Origin of the sequence: Streptomyces sp. NBC_01506, assembly GCF_045040295.1 — a bacterium.
GTDB lineage: Bacteria > Actinomycetota > Actinomycetes > Streptomycetales > Streptomycetaceae > Streptomyces.
On record NZ_CP109422.1, the window covers coordinates 6,596,827 to 6,616,711 of the forward strand.

The 19,885-nt window shown below is 68.7% G+C and carries 16 protein-coding genes; 12 read left to right on the forward strand and 4 right to left on the reverse strand.

From position 1 onward, the window contains the following. Positions 1-15 precede the first annotated feature (15 nt). On the reverse strand, positions 16-1,011 hold the full coding sequence (locus tag OG329_RS29440; protein ID WP_405799431.1) for a hypothetical protein: 996 nt from the start codon (positions 1,009-1,011) through the stop codon (positions 16-18). A gap of 136 nt (positions 1,012-1,147) precedes the next feature. Between OG329_RS29440 and OG329_RS29445 the strand changes: the two genes are divergently transcribed. The 12 genes from OG329_RS29445 (at position 1,148) to OG329_RS29500 (ending at position 16,921) form a co-directional block, all read left to right on the forward strand. Beyond that, the gene (locus tag OG329_RS29445) at positions 1,148-3,769 is read left to right on the forward strand and encodes a valine--tRNA ligase (protein ID WP_405799432.1); all 2,622 of its coding nucleotides are present in this window, start codon (positions 1,148-1,150) and stop codon (positions 3,767-3,769) included. A 68-nt stretch (positions 3,770-3,837) separates the two neighbouring features. After that, positions 3,838-5,361, forward strand: a complete 1,524-nt coding sequence (locus OG329_RS29450) for a bifunctional folylpolyglutamate synthase/dihydrofolate synthase (RefSeq protein ID WP_405799433.1) — start codon at positions 3,838-3,840, stop codon at positions 5,359-5,361. Between the two features lie 4 nt (positions 5,362-5,365). After that, on the forward strand, positions 5,366-5,728 hold the full coding sequence (locus tag OG329_RS29455; protein WP_405799434.1) for a DUF4233 domain-containing protein: 363 nt from the start codon (positions 5,366-5,368) through the stop codon (positions 5,726-5,728). A 117-nt stretch (positions 5,729-5,845) separates the two neighbouring features. Next, positions 5,846-6,256, forward strand: coding sequence for a nucleoside-diphosphate kinase (gene ndk, locus OG329_RS29460; protein ID WP_405799435.1), 411 nt, complete (start codon positions 5,846-5,848; stop codon positions 6,254-6,256). Positions 6,257-6,541: 285 nt separating this feature from the next. Next, positions 6,542-7,561: a rod shape-determining protein gene (locus OG329_RS29465; protein WP_031231655.1), complete on the forward strand. Its 1,020-nt coding sequence runs from the start codon at positions 6,542-6,544 to the stop codon at positions 7,559-7,561. 201 nt (positions 7,562-7,762) lie between these two features. Beyond that, on the forward strand, positions 7,763-8,725 hold the full coding sequence (gene mreC, locus OG329_RS29470; RefSeq protein WP_405799436.1) for a rod shape-determining protein MreC: 963 nt from the start codon (positions 7,763-7,765) through the stop codon (positions 8,723-8,725). Positions 8,726-8,736: 11 nt separating this feature from the next. Further along, positions 8,737-9,402 carry a rod shape-determining protein MreD gene (gene mreD, locus OG329_RS29475; protein ID WP_405799437.1) on the forward strand — a complete coding sequence of 222 codons (666 nt, stop codon included), beginning with the start codon at positions 8,737-8,739 and terminating at the stop codon, positions 9,400-9,402. Beyond that, on the forward strand, positions 9,399-11,732 hold the full coding sequence (mrdA, locus tag OG329_RS29480; protein ID WP_405799438.1) for a penicillin-binding protein 2: 2,334 nt from the start codon (positions 9,399-9,401) through the stop codon (positions 11,730-11,732). Before mreD ends, mrdA begins: the two co-directional genes overlap by 4 nt. Before the next feature lie 3 nt (positions 11,733-11,735). Next, positions 11,736-12,935 (forward strand): rod shape-determining protein RodA, encoded by a 1,200-nt coding sequence (gene rodA / locus OG329_RS29485; protein WP_405799439.1) that lies wholly within the window; start codon positions 11,736-11,738, stop codon positions 12,933-12,935. A gap of 132 nt (positions 12,936-13,067) precedes the next feature. Then, positions 13,068-14,627 carry a CHAD domain-containing protein gene (locus OG329_RS29490; RefSeq protein ID WP_405799440.1) on the forward strand — a complete coding sequence of 520 codons (1,560 nt, stop codon included), beginning with the start codon at positions 13,068-13,070 and terminating at the stop codon, positions 14,625-14,627. 136 nt (positions 14,628-14,763) lie between these two features. Continuing rightward, positions 14,764-16,710, forward strand: coding sequence for a TIGR03960 family B12-binding radical SAM protein (locus OG329_RS29495; RefSeq protein WP_405799441.1), 1,947 nt, complete (start codon positions 14,764-14,766; stop codon positions 16,708-16,710). 4 nt (positions 16,711-16,714) lie between these two features. After that, positions 16,715-16,921 (forward strand): hypothetical protein, encoded by a 207-nt coding sequence (locus tag OG329_RS29500; RefSeq protein ID WP_405799442.1) that lies wholly within the window; start codon positions 16,715-16,717, stop codon positions 16,919-16,921. A gap of 8 nt (positions 16,922-16,929) precedes the next feature. Here the strand turns inward: OG329_RS29500 and OG329_RS29505 are convergent, their stop codons facing one another. The 3 genes from OG329_RS29505 to tgmA are packed head-to-tail and all read right to left on the reverse strand — an operon-like array spanning position 16,930 to position 19,330. Then, on the reverse strand, positions 16,930-18,063 hold the full coding sequence (locus OG329_RS29505; protein WP_405799443.1) for a methyltransferase domain-containing protein: 1,134 nt from the start codon (positions 18,061-18,063) through the stop codon (positions 16,930-16,932). Continuing rightward, positions 18,060-19,019, reverse strand: a complete 960-nt coding sequence (tgmB, locus tag OG329_RS29510) for an ATP-grasp ribosomal peptide maturase (RefSeq protein WP_405799444.1) — start codon at positions 19,017-19,019, stop codon at positions 18,060-18,062. The genes OG329_RS29505 and tgmB overlap by 4 nt, the downstream gene beginning before the upstream one ends. Positions 19,020-19,051: 32 nt before the next feature. Next, on the reverse strand, positions 19,052-19,330 hold the full coding sequence (gene tgmA, locus OG329_RS29515; protein ID WP_405799445.1) for a putative ATP-grasp-modified RiPP: 279 nt from the start codon (positions 19,328-19,330) through the stop codon (positions 19,052-19,054). Positions 19,331-19,885 lie beyond the last annotated feature (555 nt).

A 19,885-nucleotide genomic window follows, 5' to 3' on the forward strand; every position in this document is an offset into this window, starting at 1 on the left:
TTTCGAGCGAGCGCGTCAGGCCTTGACGCGAACGTCGTTGCGCAGCTTGGCCGTTATGGCCGCAGCGTCCTCGAGTGAACCCTTGCCGGCCATCGCGTCCGCCATGTTGACCGGCATGGCGAAGGCCAGCGTGCTGTAGTCACCCCAGATGCAGACCGGGAAGTTCACCTCGGCGGGGCCCGCGGCCTCACCCATGTCCATCTTGGCCATCTGGCACTTCATGACCGCGCCGTCGAGACCGTCGGGCTTGAAGGACTTGGCGTCTCCCTCGAACGTGGGAGTGTCACCGCCTTCTTCCTTCTGAGCCTGCTCCTTCAGATACTTGAACATGCCGTCGACGGCCTTCTCCGGGTCCTCGACCTCGCCCCAGACACCGGCGAAGGGCATCATCTTCGCGCCGAACGGGTTCTCCTCGACGGATCCCGCCTCGTACTGGGCGGTCACGTCCTTGGGATTCTTGACGCCCCACTTGCCGGCGTCCTTGAGGTCCTCATCGGTCATGCCGCCGCTGTCGGCACTGCTGGAGCTTTCGCTCTTCTTGTACTCGCCGCCGATCACCGTCGCGGGCGTGATCAGCTTGTGCGCGCCGTCGTCGGCGACATCACTGCTGCCTCCGCCCACCAGGAAGTACGCCCCACCACCGATCACCGCGAGTGCCACGATGACCGAACCGATGATCAGGCCCGTCTTCTTTTTCGGTGCGCCCTGCGGCGGCGGGAAGCCAGGGGCTCCGCCGTACGGGGGCTGCTGAGGCTGCTGGCCGTACGGTCCCGGCTGCTGGGGCTGCCCGTAGCCCTGCTGGGGGACTCCCTGCGGCGGCTGCTGCGGGTAGCCGTACCCGGGCTGCTCACCCTGGGGCGGCTGCTGCGGGTAGCCGTATCCGGGCTCACCCTGCGGCGGTTGCTGCGGGTACCCGTAGCCGGGCTGGCCCTGCGGCGGCTGCTGTCCGTACGGTCCGGGCTGGCCCTGTGGCGGCTGCCCACCGTACGGGCCCGGCTGGTTGTAACTCATGTGCTCTGTCCCCTCCAGATGCTTACGCGTATCCGACATCCTGACTGAAGGACCGGCGGCATGGACCATCGGGGGGCGCACCGTTACCGAACTATCCCGTTTCAGTGCAGAGCTGTGACGCCTCTAAACTGTGGACGTGACCGAGAACTCTCAAGCGCAGCCCGCAGCCAACCCTGAACTGCCGACCCAGTACGCGCCGGCCGAGGTGGAGGGGAAGCTGTACGAGCGCTGGGTAGAACGCGGCTACTTCGAGGCTGACGAGAAGAGCGGGAAGCCCCCGTACACGATCGTCATCCCGCCGCCGAACGTCACCGGGTCCCTGCATCTCGGGCACGCCTTCGAGCACACGATCATCGACGCCCTGACCCGTCGTAAGCGCATGCAGGGCTACGAGACGCTGTGGCAGCCCGGCATGGACCACGCCGGCATCGCCACGCAGAACGTGGTCGAGCGCGAACTGGCCAAGGAGGGCAAGTCCCGGCACGACCTGGGGCGCGCGGCGTTCGTCGAGCGCGTCTGGCAGTGGAAGGAAGCGTCCGGCGGCCAGATCTCCGGGCAGATGCGCCGACTCGGCGACGGAGTCGCCTGGTCCCGTGAACGGTTCACGATGGACGAGGGGCTGTCCGACGCCGTCCAGACCATCTTCAAGCGCCTCTTCGACGACGGTCTCATCTACCAGGCCGAGCGCATCATCAACTGGTGCCCGCGCTGTCTCACCGCCATCTCCGACATCGAGGTCGAATACCAGGACGACGACGGCGAGTTGGTCTCCATCACGTACGGGGACGGCGACGAGACGCTGGTCGTCGCCACCACCCGCGCCGAGACGATGCTGGGTGACACCGCCGTCGCCGTCCACCCGGACGACGAGCGCTACGCGCACCTGGTCGGCAAGCGGATCAAGCTGCCGCTCACCGACCGTACGATCCCGGTCGTCGCGGACACGCACGTCGACCCCGAGTTCGGCACGGGCGCCGTCAAGGTCACTCCCGCGCACGACCCGAACGACTTCGAGATCGGCCGCCGCCACGATCTGCCGACCGTCACGGTCATGGACGAACGGGCCGTGATCACGGTCCCCGGCCCCTTCCAGGGACTTGACCGCTTCGAGGCCCGGTCCACCATCGTCGCCGCGCTGCGCGCGGAGGGCCGGATCGTCGCCGAGAAGCGGCCGTACGTCCACTCCGTGGGCCACTGCTCGCGCTGCAAGACGACCATCGAGCCCCGGCTGTCGCTCCAGTGGTGGGTCAAGGTCGCCACGCTCGCCAAGGCGGCCGGCGACGCTGTCCGGGACGGCCGCGTCACGATCCATCCCAAGGAGATGGAGCCGCGCTACTTCGCGTGGATGGACAACCTCAACGACTGGAACATCTCACGTCAGTTGTGGTGGGGCCACCGGATCCCGGTCTGGCACGGTCCGAACGGCGAGACCGTCGCCGTCGGCCCGAACGAGGAGCCGCCGACCGGCGAGGGCTGGCACCAGGACACGGACGTCCTGGACACCTGGTTCTCGTCCGGCCTGTGGCCGTTCTCCACCCTGGGCTGGCCCGAACAGACCCCGAGCCTGGAGAAGTTCTATCCGAACTCCGTCCTGGTCACCGGCTACGACATCCTGTTCTTCTGGGTCGCGCGGATGATGCTGCTGGGCCTGTACGCGATGGACGGCACGCCCCCGTTCCACACCATCGCCCTGCACGGCATGGTCCGCGACGATCACGGCAAGAAGATGTCGAAGACGTTCGGCAATGTCGTCAACCCGCTGGACTGGATGGACAAGTACGGCTCCGACGCGGTCCGCTTCACGCTCGCGCGCGGCGCCAACCCCGGTGTCGACGTCCCCATCGGCGAAGACTGGGTCCAGGGCTCCCGCAACTTCGCCAACAAGATCTGGAACGCGACGCGTTTCGCCATGATGAACGGCGCGACGGTCGAAGGACCGCTGCCCGACGCCTCGCGGATGTCCGCCACGGACCGGTGGATCCTCTCGCGGCTGAACGAGACCGTCGCGCGGGTCGACGCGCTCTACGAGGACTACCAGTTCGCCAAACTCAGCGACGCCCTCTTCCACTTCGCGTGGGACGAGGTCTTCGACTGGTACGTCGAGCTGTCCAAGACGACGTTCTTCGCGGGCGGCGAGCAGGCCAAGGTGTCCGGGCGCGTCCTCGGTGAGGTCCTGGACGTCACCCTGCGCCTGCTGCACCCGATCGTCCCCTTCGTCACGGAGACGCTGTGGACCACACTGACCGGCAAGGAGTCGGTCGTCATCGCCGACTGGCCGGCCGACTCCGGCTTCCGCGACGAGGGGGCCGAGCGGGAGATCGAGCACCTTCAGCAGGTCGTCACCGAGGTCCGCCGCTTCCGCGCCGACCAGGGGCTCCAGCCGGCGCAGAAGGTCCCCGGCCGGCTCGACCTGTCCGCGACGCCGCTCGCCGCGCACGAGGCGGCCATCCGGCAACTGCTGCGTCTCCAGGCCGAGGGCGACGCCTTCCAGGCGACCGCGACCCTGCCGGTCGCGGGCGCCACGGTCGCGCTCGACCTGTCCGGCACCATCGACGTCGTGGCGGAGCGCAAGCGGCTGACGAAGGACCGGGACGCGGCCGAGAAAGAGAAGCAGCAGGCCACCGCCAAGCTCGGTAACGAGGCGTTCCTGGCGAAGGCCCCGGACAACGTGGTCGACAAGATCCGCGGCCGGCTGTCCAAGGCGGAGGCGGACATCGAGCGCATCACGGCGCAGCTCGCGGCTCTCCCGGAGAGCTGACGGCCCAAGGACAGAGCCCTACGGGGCGGGGCGGCGAACGTGTCGTACCCGCTCCGTAGACTGGCCCTGTGAGCGAGCACCAGCCCGACCAGCCAGACCAGCCCGGCGAGCACGACGACGGTTTCGACGACATCGTCCACGCCGAGACAACCCGCGACCCCGACCTGGCCGTGATCGAGGCCGGGAGCCGTACGCTGCGCGCCCAGGCGGGCCCCCCGCAGGGTGACGGCGTCCCGTCCCGGCCCGCCGACCCGGAGGTCGACAAGGCGCTGCGCGCCGTCGAGCGGGAGCTGGCCGGCCGCTGGGGCGAGACGAAGCTGGAGCCGTCGGTCACACGCATCGAGGCCCTGATGGATGTGCTCGGGGACCCCCAGCGGGCGTATCCGTCGATCCATCTCACCGGCACCAACGGCAAGACGTCCACGGCCCGCATGATCGAGGCGCTGCTCGGCGCGTTCGATCTGCGCACCGGGCGCTACACCAGCCCGCACGTCTCGTCGGTCACCGAGCGGATCAGCCTCGACGGCGAACCGATCTCCCCGGACCGGTTCATCGAGACGTACGACGACATCAAGCCGTACGTCGACATGGTGGACGGCGCGCAGGAGTACCGCCTCTCGTTCTTCGAAATCCTCACCGCCATGGCGTACGCGGCCTTCGCGGACGCCCCGGTGGACGTCGCGGTGGTCGAGGTCGGCATGGGCGGCAGTTGGGACGCGACGAACGTGATCGACGCCTCTGTGGCCGTCGTCACCCCGATCGACCTGGACCACACCGACCGGCTCGGCTCCACACCGGGCGAGATCGCCGTGGAGAAGGCCGGGATCATCAAGCCGGGTGCGACGGTCGTGTTGGCGCAGCAGCCGGTGGACGCGGCGCAGGTGATGCTGAAGAAGGCCGTCGACGTGGACGCGACGGTGGCGCGCGAGGGCATGGAGTTCGGCATCGTCTCGCGCGAGGTCGCGGTCGGCGGGCAGATGCTGACGCTGCGCGGCCTCGGCGGCGAGTACGAGCAGATCTTCCTCCCTTTGCACGGCGCCCATCAGGCGCACAACGCGGTGGTGGCGCTGGCGGCGGTCGAGGCGTTCTTCGGGGTCGGCGCCGAGCACGCCCGCCCGATGGATCTGGACACGGTGCGCGGGGCGTTCGCCTCCGTGGTGTCGCCGGGCCGTCTGGAGGTCGTACGGCGCTCGCCCACGGTCGTCCTGGACGCGGCGCACAATCCGGCGGGCGCGCGGGCCGCCGCCGCGGCGATCGGTGAGTCGTTCGGCTTCAGCAGACTGATCGGGGTGGTCGGCGCGAGCGCCGGGAAGGACGTGCGCGGGCTGCTCGAAGCCTTCGAGCCGGTCTTCGCGGAGATCGTCGTCACGCAGAACTCCAGCGACCGGGCGATGAGCGCGGACGAACTGGCGACGGTCGCCGTCGAGCTGTTCGGCGACGACCGCGTCCAGGTCGAACCGCGGCTGGACGACGCGCTGGAGGCGGCGATCACGCTCGCCGAGGAGGACGACGAGTACGCGGGCGCCGGAGTACTGGTGACCGGTTCGGTGATCACGGTCGGCGAGGCCCGGCTGCTTCTGGGAAGGGACTGACCGTATGCGTACGCTCTGCGCGTCCACGCTGATCAGCGAGTTCTTCGTGATCGGCTTCGCCGGGCTCGTCGCGATGAAGTCGGACGACCTGTCGATGACAGCCGTGTGGACGGTCTGCGGCATCGCGATGCTGCTGTCCCTGCTGCTGTGCGCGGTGATCACCAGGCCCGGCGGGGTCCAGCTCGGCTGGGCGTTCCAGATCGCGCTGATCGCGGGCGGGTTCGTGGTGCCGGTGATGTTCTTCCTGGGGGTGCTGTTCGGCGGGCTGTGGTGGGCCTCGGTCCACTTCGGGCGCAAGATCGACGTGGCGAAGGCGCACTGGGCCGAGCAGGCGCAGGCGCAAACGTCGGCGGAGCCGCAGACGTAGGCACGGACGGGGGGCTGCCCGTACCCGGACCGGGTACGGAACGGCCCGCGTGTCCCTGTAGCCTCACACCACTTCACCCGTTTGCCCGCAGCGAATGCCCGCAAGGAGCCGCACACCATGACCCAGCGCACTCTCGTCCTCCTCAAGCCGGACGCAGTCCGCCGCGCTTTGGTGGGAGAGATCATCGGCCGCATCGAGCGCAAGGCCGGCTGGAGCATCACCGCGCTGGAGCTGCGCACGCTCGACGAGAGCACGCTGGAGCAGCACTACGGCGAGCACAAGGGCCGCCCCTTCTATGAGCCGCTGATCGAGTTCATGGCGTCGGGCCCGGTCGTCGCGCTGGTGGTGGAGGGCGAGCGTGTCATCGAGGGCGTACGGACCCTGGCGGGCCCCACTGACCCGATCGCCGCGGCTCCGGGGTCCATTCGGGGGGACTTCGGCACGATCGTCCGGGAGAACCTGATCCACGCTTCGGACTCCGAGGAGTCCGCCATTCGGGAACTGAAACTTTTCTTTCCCGAGCACTGAAAGACACCCCTTACCCTGGTCTTTCCTGACCACACGTCAGCCGGAGAGCGCTGAACGCGCCTGCGGCGACCGGCGGAATTCGGTCTTCCCCGGCATATGCGGAGCCAGATCGGGAACGCATGGCTGCGACACATCGTCACCTTTATTAGAGGTGGATCTACCGCGCCGAGTCACTACGCGCGGCACTACGATGGAAGCCTCCACGCCACAGCATCCACCTCGCCATCCTGAAAAGCCGTCAATGCTCGATTTGGGAAGGCCAGACGCATCCTCATGGGGAACAAGATGTCGTTCATCGGCCGTGACATGGCTGTCGACCTCGGGACCGCCAACACGCTGGTGTACGTCAGGGGTCGGGGGATCGTGCTCAACGAGCCATCCGTCGTCGCCATCAACACCAACACGGGCGGCATCCTCGCGGTCGGCGCCGAAGCGAAGAAGATGATCGGCCGGACACCGGGCAACATCGTTGCCGTCCGGCCCTTGAAGGACGGCGTGATCGCCGACTTCGAGATCACCGAGCGCATGTTGCGCTACTTCATTCTCAAGATCCACAAGCGTCGCTATCTGGCCCGCCCGCGGGTCGTCGTCTGTGTGCCCTCGGGCATCACGGGAGTCGAGCGACGCGCCGTCATCGAGGCGTCCACCCAGGCGGGCGCCCGTCAGGTGCACATCATCGAGGAGCCCATGGCCGCCGCCATCGGCTCGGGTCTGCCCGTCCACGAGGCGACCGGCAACATGGTCGTGGACATCGGCGGCGGCACCACCGAGGTCGCGGTGATCTCGCTCGGTGGGATCGTCACCGCCCAGTCGATCCGGGTCGCCGGTGACGAACTGGACAACGCGATCATCCAGCACATCAAGAAGGAGTACTCGCTCCTCCTCGGTGAGCGCACCGCCGAACAGATCAAGATCACCATCGGTTCGGCCTACGACCTCGACAAGGACGAGCACACCGAGATCCGCGGCCGCGACCTGGTGTCGGGGCTGCCGAAGACCGTCGTCATCTCGGCCGCCGAGGTCCGCAAGGCCATCGAGGAGCCGGTCAACGCCATCGTTGACGCGGTGAAGACCACGCTCGACAAGTGCCCGCCGGAGCTGTCCGGCGACGTCATGGACCGCGGCATCGTCCTCACCGGCGGTGGCGCCCTGCTGCGCGGCCTCGACGAGCGACTGCGCCGTGAGACCGGTATGCCCATCCACATCGCCGAGGACCCGCTGGATTCGGTGGCTCTCGGCTCCGGCAAGTGCGTCGAGGAGTTCGAAGCGCTCCAGCAGGTGCTGGACGCCTCACCGCGCAGATGACGGATCGCGCGGACGACGGATCGCCGGCGCTCGGCCCGATCCGCCGCCCGTGAAGCGTGATCACTGAAACAGATCATGAAAAGGGCGAATAACTCCCGCATCCGACGCGTCAATTGAGACGAATCCCTTCCGGGGGATTCTCTCGATTCGCGGGAAATATTCCGACGAGGCATTCCAACGAGGAAGGCACGGCCGCCGCACGTGAGGGACACACGAGAGAGCCGGCTGCTCCTGGTGCTGCTGATCGCCATCGCGTTCGCACTGATCACGGTGGATATCCGCGGGGGAGAGGCGTCACCGGTCGACGGTGCCCGGCAGGCCGCGGCCACGGTCTTCGGGCCCGTGCAGAACGGGGTCGCGAAAGCCGTCGACCCGGTCGGCGACGCCATCGGCGCCGTACGGGACTCCGGTGAGCGGCACGACCGCGTCACCGTCCTGGAACGGGAGAACGCGGCGCTCAAGCAGCGGCTCGGCAGCGATGCCCGCAACCGCAGCCGCGTCGCGGAGCTGGACAAGCTCCTGAAGACCGCGGGCGCCGGCCAGTACGGCATAAAGGCCGCCGAGGTCATCGCCATAGGAGCGGCCCAGGGCTTCTCCTGGACCGTGACCATCGACGCGGGCGCCGCCGACGGCCTCAAGCGCGACATGACCGTACTGAACGGGGACGGGCTCGTCGGCCGCGTCACCACCGTGGGACCGAACACCGCGACCGTACTGCTCGCCAACGACCCGGACTTCACGGTCGGCACCCGGATGGAGAACTCCGACGAACTGGGCTTCGCCACCGGCCAGGGCGACCAGCCGCTCAACGTCCAGCTCCTCAACGGCAAGGCCAAGGTGAAGAACGGCGACCGGCTGGTCACCTTCGGCTCCAGCAAGGACCGGCCGTTCGTCCCCGGAGTGCCGGTCGGCCAGGTCGTACGCGTCGACCCCGCCGGCGGTGACCTCACGCGCGACATCTACGTCCGCCCGTACGTCGGCTTCAGCAAGCTCGACATCGTCGGTGTCGTCGTCCAGGCACCGCGCGAGGACCCGCGCGACATGGTCCTGCCCAAGAAGCCCGCCAAGCCCAAGCCCACACCGACCGTCACCGTCACGGTCACCCCGTCGCCGGGCGGCCAACTCGCCCCGGGCGACGGCGGCCAGGTCAACGAGCAGGAGTAGAGCTGATCCCCATGCGCTTCAACCGGACGCTGCTCTCCGTCACCCTGGTCGTGGTCGCGCTGGTCGTCCAGGTGTCCGTCCTCGCCCGGCTCCAGCTCCCCGGAGCCGTACCCGATCTGCTGCTCCTCGTCGTCGTCGCGCTCGCCCTGGTCTACGGACACACCAGCGGCGCGCTCATCGGCTTCGGCGCCGGGCTCCTCGCCGACCTCGCCCCGCCCGCCGACCACGCCGTGGGACGCTACGCGCTGGTGCTCTGTGTGATCGGCTATCTCGCCGGACTCGCCAAGCCCGACAACGGCCAACTGCGCACCGCGCTGGGCCCGATGGTCGTGGTCGTCGGCGCGGCCGTCACCACGACCCTGCTGTACGCGGGGGTCGGCGCCCTCGTCGGTGACACCGCCGCCCGTCATGTCGGCCTCACCAACCTGGTCGTCACCTCCGCCATCTACGACCTGCTGCTCGCCCCGTTCACCGTCCCGCTGATCATGGCCCTGGCCAGACGCGCGGAGAACGATCCGCTCGCCGACAAGTCGAGCGGCGGCAGCGATGTCGCCTCCGGCTGGCTCGCGGCGGGGACCGGACTGAAGATCGGGAAACAGCGCGGCGGACTGCGGCTGAAGACGGCCCGCTCCCGCGCGGCACGGGCCGGACGGATCAAGGGGGTCAAACGACTGTGAGCAACATCCCGGAGACCGGGCGGACACCGAGGGTCCAGATCCGGCTCGTCGTCATCCAGGTCCTGGTCTTCTCGCTCCTGCTCACGCTCGGCGGACGCCTGTGGTACCTCCAGGTCCGCAACGGCGAGGAGTACACCGACGAGGCCAAGAACAACCACGTACAGCAGGTCGTCCAGCCGGCCGTCCGCGGCTCGATCCTCGACTCGCGCGGAGTGCCGCTCGCCGACAACGAGACCCGGCTCGTCGTCTCCGCCAGCCGTACCGAACTGATGAAGATGCAGGACAGCGGCAAAGCCGTCCTCATCCGCCTCGCCGACGTCCTCGGTATGACGCCGAAGGAAGTCGGCGACAAGGTCAGACTCTGCGACAGCAAGACGCCGCAGCCCTGCTGGAACGGCTCGCCCTACCAGCCGATCCCCGTCACCGACGAGGCCACCACCCAGCAGGCGCTCCAGATCCGCGAACGCGCCGAGGACTTCCCCGGCATCACCGCCGAACCGACCGCCGTGCGCCGTTACGCCGCGCCGGGCAAGGCCAACACCGCCCAGGTGCTGGGCTATCTCTCGCCGGTCACCGACGAGGAGATCACCAAGGCGCAGGACACCGACTCGCCGTTCCTGCGCTCCGACCAGGTCGGCCGCTCCGGTCTGGAGCGCACGTACGACAAATACCTGCGCGGCGACGCGGGCGTCACCCGCTACGAGGTCGACAACCTCGGCCGGGTGATCGGCCAGGCCAAGAGCGACCAGGCCGAGCCGGGCTCCAACATCATCACCTCCATCGACGCGCGCGTGCAGGCCGTCGCCGAGTACGAGCTGAACGAGGCCATGAAGGCCGCGCGCAAGGAGATGGACCGCAACACCAACGAGAACTACAAGGCCGACGCGGGCGCTGTCGTCGTCCTGGAGTCCAAGACCGGGCGCGTCGTCTCGATGGCCTCCCAGCCGACGTACGACCCCAACGCCTGGGTCGGCGGGATCTCCGCGAAGGACTACTCGAAGCTCACCAGCAAGAAGTCCAACTTCCCGCTGCTGAACCGGGGGATCCAGTCGCAGGCCGCGCCCGGCTCGATCTTCAAGGTCATCTCGTCGACGGCGGCGGTCAAGGCCGGATACGACTTCAACGGCAGCTACCCGTGCCCCAGTTCGTACTCGATCGGCAACCAGGTCTTCAAGAACTTCGAGTCCCAGGGCTACGGCAGCATCGACCTCGGCCGCGCCCTGGAGGTCTCCTGCGACACCGTCTTCTACGGCCTCGCCCACAAGGAGTGGCAGAAGGACGGCGGCAACAAGCCCAAGAAGAACGCCAACGACTACTTCTACAAGACCGCCAAGGAGTTCGGTCTCGCCAAGGAGACCGGCATCGACCTCCCCAACGAGGTCACCGGCCGTATCCCGGACCGGAAGTGGAAGCAGGACTTCTGGGAGGCCAACAAGGCCGGCTGGTGCGAGCAGGGCAAGAAGGGCGGCACCTACGTCGAGCAACTGGCGTACGAGGGCTGCCTCGAAGGAAACAAGATGCGCGCCGGTGACGCGGTCAACTACTCGATCGGCCAGGGCGACACGCTCGTCACCCCGATCCAGATGGCCACGATCTACGCGGCGATCGCCAACGGCGGCACGATGTACGCCCCGAGCGTCGGCAAGGCGATCGTCAGCCCCGACGGCAAGAGCGTCGAGGAGATCAAGCCGCAGTCGAACGGAAAGCTGCCGATCGACAACAAACTGCGCGACCAGTTGGACAAGGCCCTCGCGGGAGTGGCGACCACCGGTTCGGCCGCCTGGCGGTTCGGCGGCTGGCCGCAGGACAAGATCCCGATGCACGCCAAGACGGGTACGGCCGAGGTCTACGGCAAGCAGACGACGTCGTGGTTCGCCTCGTACACCGAGGACTACACGATCGTCATGACGATCTCCCAGGGCGGTACGGGCTCCGGGGCCTCGGGCCCCGCCGTACGCAAGATCTACGAGGCGATGTACGGCCTGGACGCCAAGGGCGGGCAGAATCTCAAGAAGGCCCTGATGCCCGAGCCGCGCACGTCGCTGCCGAAGATCCAGCCCGACGGCTCGATCGACGCGCCGGCCGTCAAGCCGTACGTACCGGACAAGACGCCCCTGGACGGCAACGAGGTCGCGCCGAACGGTGACAACACCGGGCAGGTGCCGCAGACGCCGAACGACACCGGGCAGCCGCCCGGCGATACGGGCGGTACGGGGCAGGTGCCCGACACCGGACCGGCACCCGACGATCCCGGGCAGGCGCCGGCGGATCCCGGGCAGGCGCCGAACGACAACGGAACGCTCGCGGGCCCACCCGCGCGGAGGGACTGAACGATGGCCGGCACAAGCGGCTTCTCCGTCTCCGGATACGGCCCCGAGCGCGGCATCTGGGCCACGATCGCGGCCCGTGACTCGCTGGCGCGCCGGCTCGACTGGCCGCTGATGTTCTCCGCGATCGCCCTCTCGGCGGTCGGGTCGCTGCTGGTCTGGTCGGCGACCCGCAACCGTACGGATCTCAACGGAGGCGATCCGTACCACTTCTTCCTGCGCCACATACTGAACACCGGTATCGGTCTTGCCCTGATGATCGGCACGATCTGGCTCGGCCACCGCACCCTGCGCGGCGCCGTGCCGGTGCTCTACGGCCTCTCCGTCGTGCTCGTGCTGCTGGTCCTGACCCCGCTCGGCGCCACCATCAACGGCGCGCACGCCTGGATCGTGATCGGCGGCGGTTTCACCCTCCAGCCCTCGGAGTTCGTGAAGATCACGATCATCCTGGGGATGGCGATGATGCTCGCGGCCAGAGTCGACGCGGGTGATCAGGTCCATCCGGACCACCGGACGGTCGCCAAGTCCCTGGGCCTGGCGGTCGTCCCGATCGTGATCGTCATGATGATGCCGGACCTCGGCTCGGTCATGGTCATGGCGGTGATCGTGCTCGGCGTCCTGCTGGCCTCCGGGGCGTCGAACCGGTGGATCTTCGGGCTCGTCGGCGCCGGTGTCGTGGGCGCGGTGGCGGTCGCGGCGCTCGGGATCCTCGACGAGTACCAGATCAACCGCTTCGCCGCCTTCGCCAACCCGGAACTCGACCCGGCGGGCGTCGGCTACAACACCAACCAGGCGCGGATCGCGATCGGTTCGGGCGGGCTCACCGGCACGGGGCTGTTCAAGGGCTCGCAGACCACCGGCCAGTTCGTCCCCGAGCAGCAGACCGACTTCGTCTTCACGGTCGCGGGCGAGGAACTGGGCTTCCTCGGCGCCGGGCTGATCCTGCTGCTGCTCGGTGTGGTGCTGTGGCGGGCCTGCCGGATCGCCCGTGAGACGACCGAGCTGTACGGGACGATCGTGGCGGCCGGGATCATCGCGTGGTTCGCCTTCCAGTCCTTCGAGAACGTCGGGATGACGCTCGGGATCATGCCGGTGGCGGGGCTGCCGCTGCCGTTCGTCTCGTACGGAGGTACGTCGATGTTCGCGGTCTGGATCGCGGTCGGCCTGCTCCAGTCGATCAGGGTGCAGAAGCCGATGTCGGCGTGATCCGGCGGTCGGGCAACCGGTCGGGCCGCCGGGCGAACCATGGCTGGAACCGCGCCCGAACGGTCGGCTGATCTGCCCGTTCGGCGTCGCGGGGGCTGCCACTCGGCGGTCCCTGCGACTACGTTGGTGAAGATGGTGGACACAAAGCGCGAGATCGAACGCAAGTACGAACTCCCGACGCGGCCGGTGGACGGCGGCACCGGCCCGAAGTCACGCGGGCGCTCCCTCCTGCCGGACCTGACCAAGGTCCGCGCCGTCTTCGGCGTCACCGAAGCGGGCGTCACCGAGCTGGACGCCTTCTACTACGACACACCGGACCTGCGCCTGACCGCCGACTCGCTCACGCTCCGCCGCCGCACGGGCGGCGCCGACGAGGGCTGGCACCTCAAGTTCCCCGTCGCCCCCGGAATCCGCGACGAGATCCGGAGCCCGCTCTCCGACACCCTCCCCGACGAGACCGCCGCACTCGTGCGCTCGCGGGTGCGCGGCGCGGAACTGACCCCCGTCGTACGGCTGCGGACCGCGCGCGATCTGCGTCTGCTGCTCGACGAGGCGGGCCGGCCGCTCGCCGAGGTGGCCGTGGACACCGTCCGCGCCGACCGGCTGCCCGCCGGGAGCGGTACGGCCGGATGGACCGAGGTCGAGGTCGAGCTGGCCGACGACGGCGACCCGGCGCTGCTCGACGCCGTGGAGGAGGTCCTGCGCAAAGCCGGAATCCGCCCGGCGTCGTCGGCGTCCAAGCTCGCCAGGGCGCTGGCCGACACGGCGCCCGCCGAAACGGCAGGGAAGGCGACGGAGCGCGCCCCGGCCACCGCCGGGGACCATGTGCTGGCCTATCTGCGCGAACAGGCCGACGCGATCGTCTCGTACGACCCCGCCGTACGCCGCGACCTGCCCGACTCGGTGCACCAACTGCGGGTCGCCACCCGCCGGATGCGGTCCGCGTTCCGTACGTACAAGAAGGTGCTCGACCGGGAGGTCACCCGGCCCATCGGCGCGGAGCTGAAGTGGCTCGCCGGGGAGCTGGGCGTCGACCGGGACCAGGAAGTCCTCGCCGAGCGGCTGACCGCGAGCGTCGACGCGCACGACACGACGCTGCTGCTCGGCCCCGTACACGCCCGGCTGCGGATCTGGGACGCGGCGGGCCGCACCGACGCGCGGGCCGGCACCCTCGCCGTCCTCGACAGCGCCCGCTATCTGCGTCTGCTGGACTCGATGGAGGCGCTGCTCGCCGATCCGCCGCTGCTGCGCGGCGCCGGCCGGGAACCGGCCAAGGCGCTGCCCCGGGCGATCGTCAAGGACTACGACCGCCTCGCGGGCCGCGTCGAGCACGCGCTCGCGCTCGCGCCGGGGGAGGAGCGCGACCTGGCGCTGCACGACGCCCGCAAGGCCGCCAAGCGGGTCCGCTACGCCGCCGAGGCGGCCCGGCCCGCCCTCGGGAAGCCCGCGAAGCGCTTCTCGGCCCGGATGAAGGCCGTGCAGACCGTGCTCGGCGACCACCAGGACAGCGTGGTGGCCCGCGACGCCCTGCGCGACCTCGCGATCCAGGCCCACGCGGCCGGCGAGTCCGCCTTCACCTGGGGCCTGCTGTACGGCGAGGAGGAGGCGCGGGCGGCGGACCGGGAGCGCGAACTCCCGCAGATCTGGCGGGAGTCGGCGCGGCGGGAGCTGCGTACGGCGCTGAGCGGCTGAGCGCGGGCGGGCGCTTCGGAAGGGGTGTCGGGAGAGGCGCCGGAAGGGGCGTCGTTCGCGCGGTGAGGGGCGGGTGACGGCCGGGGTAGCCTGGATGGCCACCCCGTCACCCCGTCAGCCCACGAAAGTCGCCGTGATGTCTGCTGTTGAGTCGGTCTTCCCGCAGCTCGAAGCTCTGCTCCCGCATGTGCAGAAGCCGATCCAATACGTCGGCGGTGAACTCAACTCCACCGTCAAGGACTGGGACGAGTGCGACGTCCGATGGGCGCTGATGTACCCCGACGCGTACGAGGTCGGGCTGCCCAACCAGGGCGTCATGATCCTCTACGAGGTCCTGAACGAGCGCGAGGGCGTCCTCGCGGAGCGCACGTACAGCGTCTGGCCCGACCTCGAGGCGCTGATGCGCGAGCACCAGGTCCCGCAGTTCACGGTGGACGCGCACCGCCCCGTATCGGCGTTCGACGTCTTCGGGCTCTCCTTCTCCACCGAGCTGGGCTACACCAACATGCTCACGGCGCTCGACCTGGCCCAGATCCCGCTCAACGCGGCGGAGCGCACCGTCGACCACCCGATCGTGCTCGCGGGCGGCCACGCGGCGTTCAACCCCGAGCCGATCGCCGAGTTCATCGACTGCGCCGTCATCGGCGACGGCGAGCAGGCCGTGCTGACGATCACCGAGATCGTCCGGGCCTGGAAGGCCGAGGGGCGCACCGGCGGCCGCGAGGAGCTGCTGCTGCGGCTCGCGAAGACCGGCGGGGTGTACGTCCCCGGCTTCTACGACGTCGAGTACCTGCCGGACGGCCGTATCGCCCGTACGGTGCCCAACCGGTCCGGCGTCCCGTGGCGGGTCTCCAAGCACACCGTCATGGACCTGGACGAGTGGCCGTACCCGAAGCAGCCGCTCGTACCGCTGGCCGAGACCGTGCACGAGCGGATGTCCGTCGAGATCTTCCGCGGCTGCACGCGCGGCTGCCGCTTCTGCCAGGCCGGCATGATCACCCGGCCCGTCCGGGAGCGCAGCATCACCGGCATCGGCGAGATGGTCGAGAAGGGGCTGAAGGCGACGGGCTTCGAGGAGGTCGGCCTGCTGTCGCTGTCGTCCGCCGACCACAGCGAGATCGCCGACGTCGCCAAGGGCCTCGCCGACCGGTACGAGGAGGAGAAGATCGGCCTCTCCCTCCCGTCCACCCGTGTCGACGCCTTCAACGTCGACCTGGCCAACGAACTCACCCGCAACGGCCGGCGCTCCGGCCTCACCTTCGCCCCCGAGGGCGGCTCCGAGCGGCTGCGCAAGGTCATCAACAAGATGGTCTCGGAGGAGGACCTGATCCGTACGGTCTCCACCGCGTACGGCAACGGCTGGCGCCAGGTGAAGCTCTACTTCATGTGCGGGCTGCCGACCGAGACCGACGACGACGTGCTCCAGATCGGCGACATGGCGGTCAAGGTCATCGCCGAGGGCCGCAAGGTCTCCGGCCAGAACGACATCCGCTGTACCGTCTCCATCGGCGGCTTCGTACCCAAGCCGCACACCCCGTTCCAGTGGGCGCCGCAGCTCAGCGTCGAGGAGACCGACGCGCGGCTGCTGAAGCTCCGCGACAAGATCCGCGCGGACAAGAAGTACGGCCGCTCGATCGGCTTCCGCTACCACGACGGCAAGCCCGGCATCGTCGAGGGCCTGCTCTCACGCGGCGACCGACGGGTGGGCGCGGTCATCCGCGCGGTCTACGAGGACGGCGGCCGATTCGACGGCTGGCGCGAGCACTTCAGCTACGACCGCTGGATGGCGAGCGCCGCGAAGACGCTCCCGGCGTTCGGCCTGGACGTCGACTGGTACACCACACGCGAACGCACCTACGAGGAGGTCCTGCCCTGGGACCACCTGGACTCCGGTCTCGACAAGGACTGGCTCTGGGAGGACTGGCAGGACGCGCTGGACGAGACGGAGGTCGAGGACTGCCGCTGGACGCCGTGCTTCGACTGCGGGGTGTGCCCTCAGATGGATACATGGCCACAAACGGGCCCGACGGGCAAGAAGCTGCTGCCGCTGACGGTCGCGCAGCCTGCCGGCCAGGGGAAGTAGCACCATGACCGCAGAAACAGTTGAGCGTTTGATGGAAGCGCTGGAAGGGTTGACCGAGGTCGAGCGGGAAGCGATCCTGCGCGACCTCGGCACCAAGAGACAGAACGTGAAGCCTGCCGGAAGGCCACGCACGCCCCTTCCGCCGCCCAGGGAGGCCCCGCACGTCACAAGCTCCATCGAGTGGGTCGGCAAGCCCTCAGCGGCGAGCTGAGCGGCTTTTCATTCGGATGCTGGGAGTGATCCCACTTCGTTCGCGGGCTCGTCGAGCCAGAGGGTGTGCGCCCCGTCCGTGTCGACGCTCAGGCCGTAGCGGTCGACGCTGGGGCGGCCGGCGCTCACCCAGTGGGTGAGAAGGGGCTCCAGCTCGGCCCAGAGGTCCCGCGGGCCTTGGTGGTCGAGCTGTGCTGTCCGAACGTCGAGCGGCGTGATGCGTGCCCAGGACTCCGTCCGTGGCTCCCACAGACAGCGCATCTCCCGTCCGCTGTCGTTTTTCAGGACGATCGTCTTGACCGTGGGATGCGCGAGGGACGGTAGGAACTGGGCGATCTCGGCTCCGAGGCCGATGGGAAGGGAGATCTCCCGCGAGGAGCCCGTGTATGTCGTGGTCAGGTCGGTGAGCTGCTGGGGCGTGGCGCTGAGAGTGCTCGTGTCCGGCCGGGCCGCCATGAAGGCGGCCAGTTCGGGGAGGAATCTGCCCTCTGCGCGGTGATCGCGGTCGATGGTCAGGCGTGTGATGCCGTAGCCGACGTTGGCGACGATGACCCCGCCTGGACGAACCTGCTCTCGCCATGCGTCGGGGATGCGGCCGACACCGCAGGTGGCCAGCAGGCGGTCGTACGGGGCGTGCTCGTCACAGCCGTCCAAGCCATCTCCGACAATCACCGTGGGCATGTGGTCGGACCTGCCGAGCCTGTCCCGCGCCAGGCTCACGAGGTCGGGGTCGACATCGAGCGATACAACGCGGTCGTCACCCAGACGGTGGGCCAGTAGCGCGGCGTTGTATCCAGTACCGACACCGATCTCCAAGACCTTGTCGCCATCCACCACGTCCAGGGCTTCGAGCATCCTGGCCATGAGGGAGGGGCGCGTAGAGGAGCTGGTGGCGACGCCAGTCGCGTCGAACTGCGTAAGCAGCGAGGTGTCCCGGTAGGCCGCGGCGAGCCACATCGGATCAGCCTGGTCGTACGCGTGCAGGCTGCCCTCGGACCGCACGGTGAACTTGGGCACGAACAGGTGCCGCGGGACGCTGGAGAAGGCGGCGATCCAGCGCTCGGAATGCAACGACCCTGCGGCGGTGAGCTGGTCCGTCATCAGGCGACGCAGCTCGTAGGCGGACGGGGTGGCGGTGCTCATGGGGTGCCTTCCAGTAGGTCAGCAAGTGCTTGGGTGATGGGGGTGCGCAGTTCCGGGACGAATGCCCACTGGCCATTCGGATTCAGGTCGATCAAGTGCCACTCCCCGCCCCGATCAACGAGGAAGTCCATGGCGGCGTAATGGAGCCCGAAGGCGTCCAGCAGTCTGCGGACGCCGGAAGCGATACCACAGGGCACCTCGCAGAGCTCGTACGTATGGCTGTCGTAGTCCGTACGGATGTCGATGAGTGCGGCCTCCGACGAGGCATGGATCTTGGCCGCGAACATGCGACCGGCTACGACGGTCAGGCGAACCTCGTACGCCTTCGGTATCCACTCCTGGAACTGGTGCGCCGTGAGACGGACAGCGTCCGTGATCTCCGCGACGCCCACCCTGGTCGTCCACAGGGCGTACGGTTCACCGTCGATGCCGCTGGCGCCCTGAGTGCCGAGAGCTTTGTACGCCGCCACCCGGCCAGGCAGGTTCCCGACGAAGGCGCGCGCCTCGTCTGGGTGGTTGGTGATCAGTGTCTCGGGAATGCTCAGGCCGCACCGAGCGGCCGTTGCCAGGGCGACAGGCTTGACACCCGCGACGGAGTTTCGCTTCGGGTGGTTCAACCAGGTGCATTCCAGTGTCGCCAGCAAGCCGCCGAGGCCGGCACGGGCCTCGGCGGCTGCCCACCGCGCATCGCAGCCCGACAGGTCGGGGTGGAAGCGGTGTTCCGACGGACGTCGGTAGTAGACGGAACGAACGCGACCGAAGTCCAAGTCCCGGTGCAAGCCCCGTAATCCGCCGTCCCAGTTGGCTCGGCGAGGGCCGATACGTGCTGCAAGGATCAGGCTCTCGGGGAACTCTCCGGGATCGAGTCGGTGAACGGACACACCTCGTCCGGTGAGTTCCGCGATCACGAGATCCGCAGTCGCGTCTTTGGGGCCCGTCAGAACAAGGACAGTCATCAGTCAGATCCTTCGCTCAGTCAACCGGTCGGTCAGTCGGTGTCGTTGGCCTTCTCCTCGTCGAGCTGGCTGTCCTCCGTGGTCTGGGCCACCGTTTCGAACTGGGACCCCATCGAGGGGGCGTGGATGAACGGCTCGCCACCGTCCACGGTCACGCTGATCTGCCGCTCCGAGCAGAGACGCAGCGAGGGCCACACTCCGGCAACCGGGCGAACCGGCACGGCCTTGGTCAGCCCGAAGGGGCGAACCGCCTTCGCGGGCTGTTCGGCGAACGTGCGGTCCATTACGTCCACGACCTGACTGGTAGTCATCGAGCACTCCTTCGTCTCATGAGAACTGCTTGGCGTGGCCGGCGTCCGGACAGAGGGCCTTGGTGCTGCCCTTGAATGCTTCGGAGTGGACGACCGGGTTCTACTCACCCGGTTCGGAAGCCCACCGACAGGCTTCCGGACCGGGAGACTCTGTTTGAGCCACAGGCTCTACTCGTGGTGGGCAACCCGGCCCGGCTGGACCTGTCCTTCTTCGGGGGATGGCATCAGCCGGGCCGGGCGCTGAACCCGCCTCCTCTGGGGCTTGACCACAGCGCGGGGCGCGCGGACGGGCCTTCTACCCAGGGAGACGGGAGTCGAGGTTGGCGTCTTTGGCCGTGACGTACTGCCAGACCATGCGGTCGAGTTCGTCAAGGCACCAGGAGCAGGCGAACAGCGGAGCGTGGGCTCCACCGGACACAACCGGGCCGATCCAGATCACGGGAAGGCCAACGCGGCGGCACCACAGCCAACATGCGCCCAGAATCCACTCCCTGCCATCGTCGGGGCGGGAGGGGACGGGGCGACCATCCGCCGGGTAGACCGTCAGGCCATTCG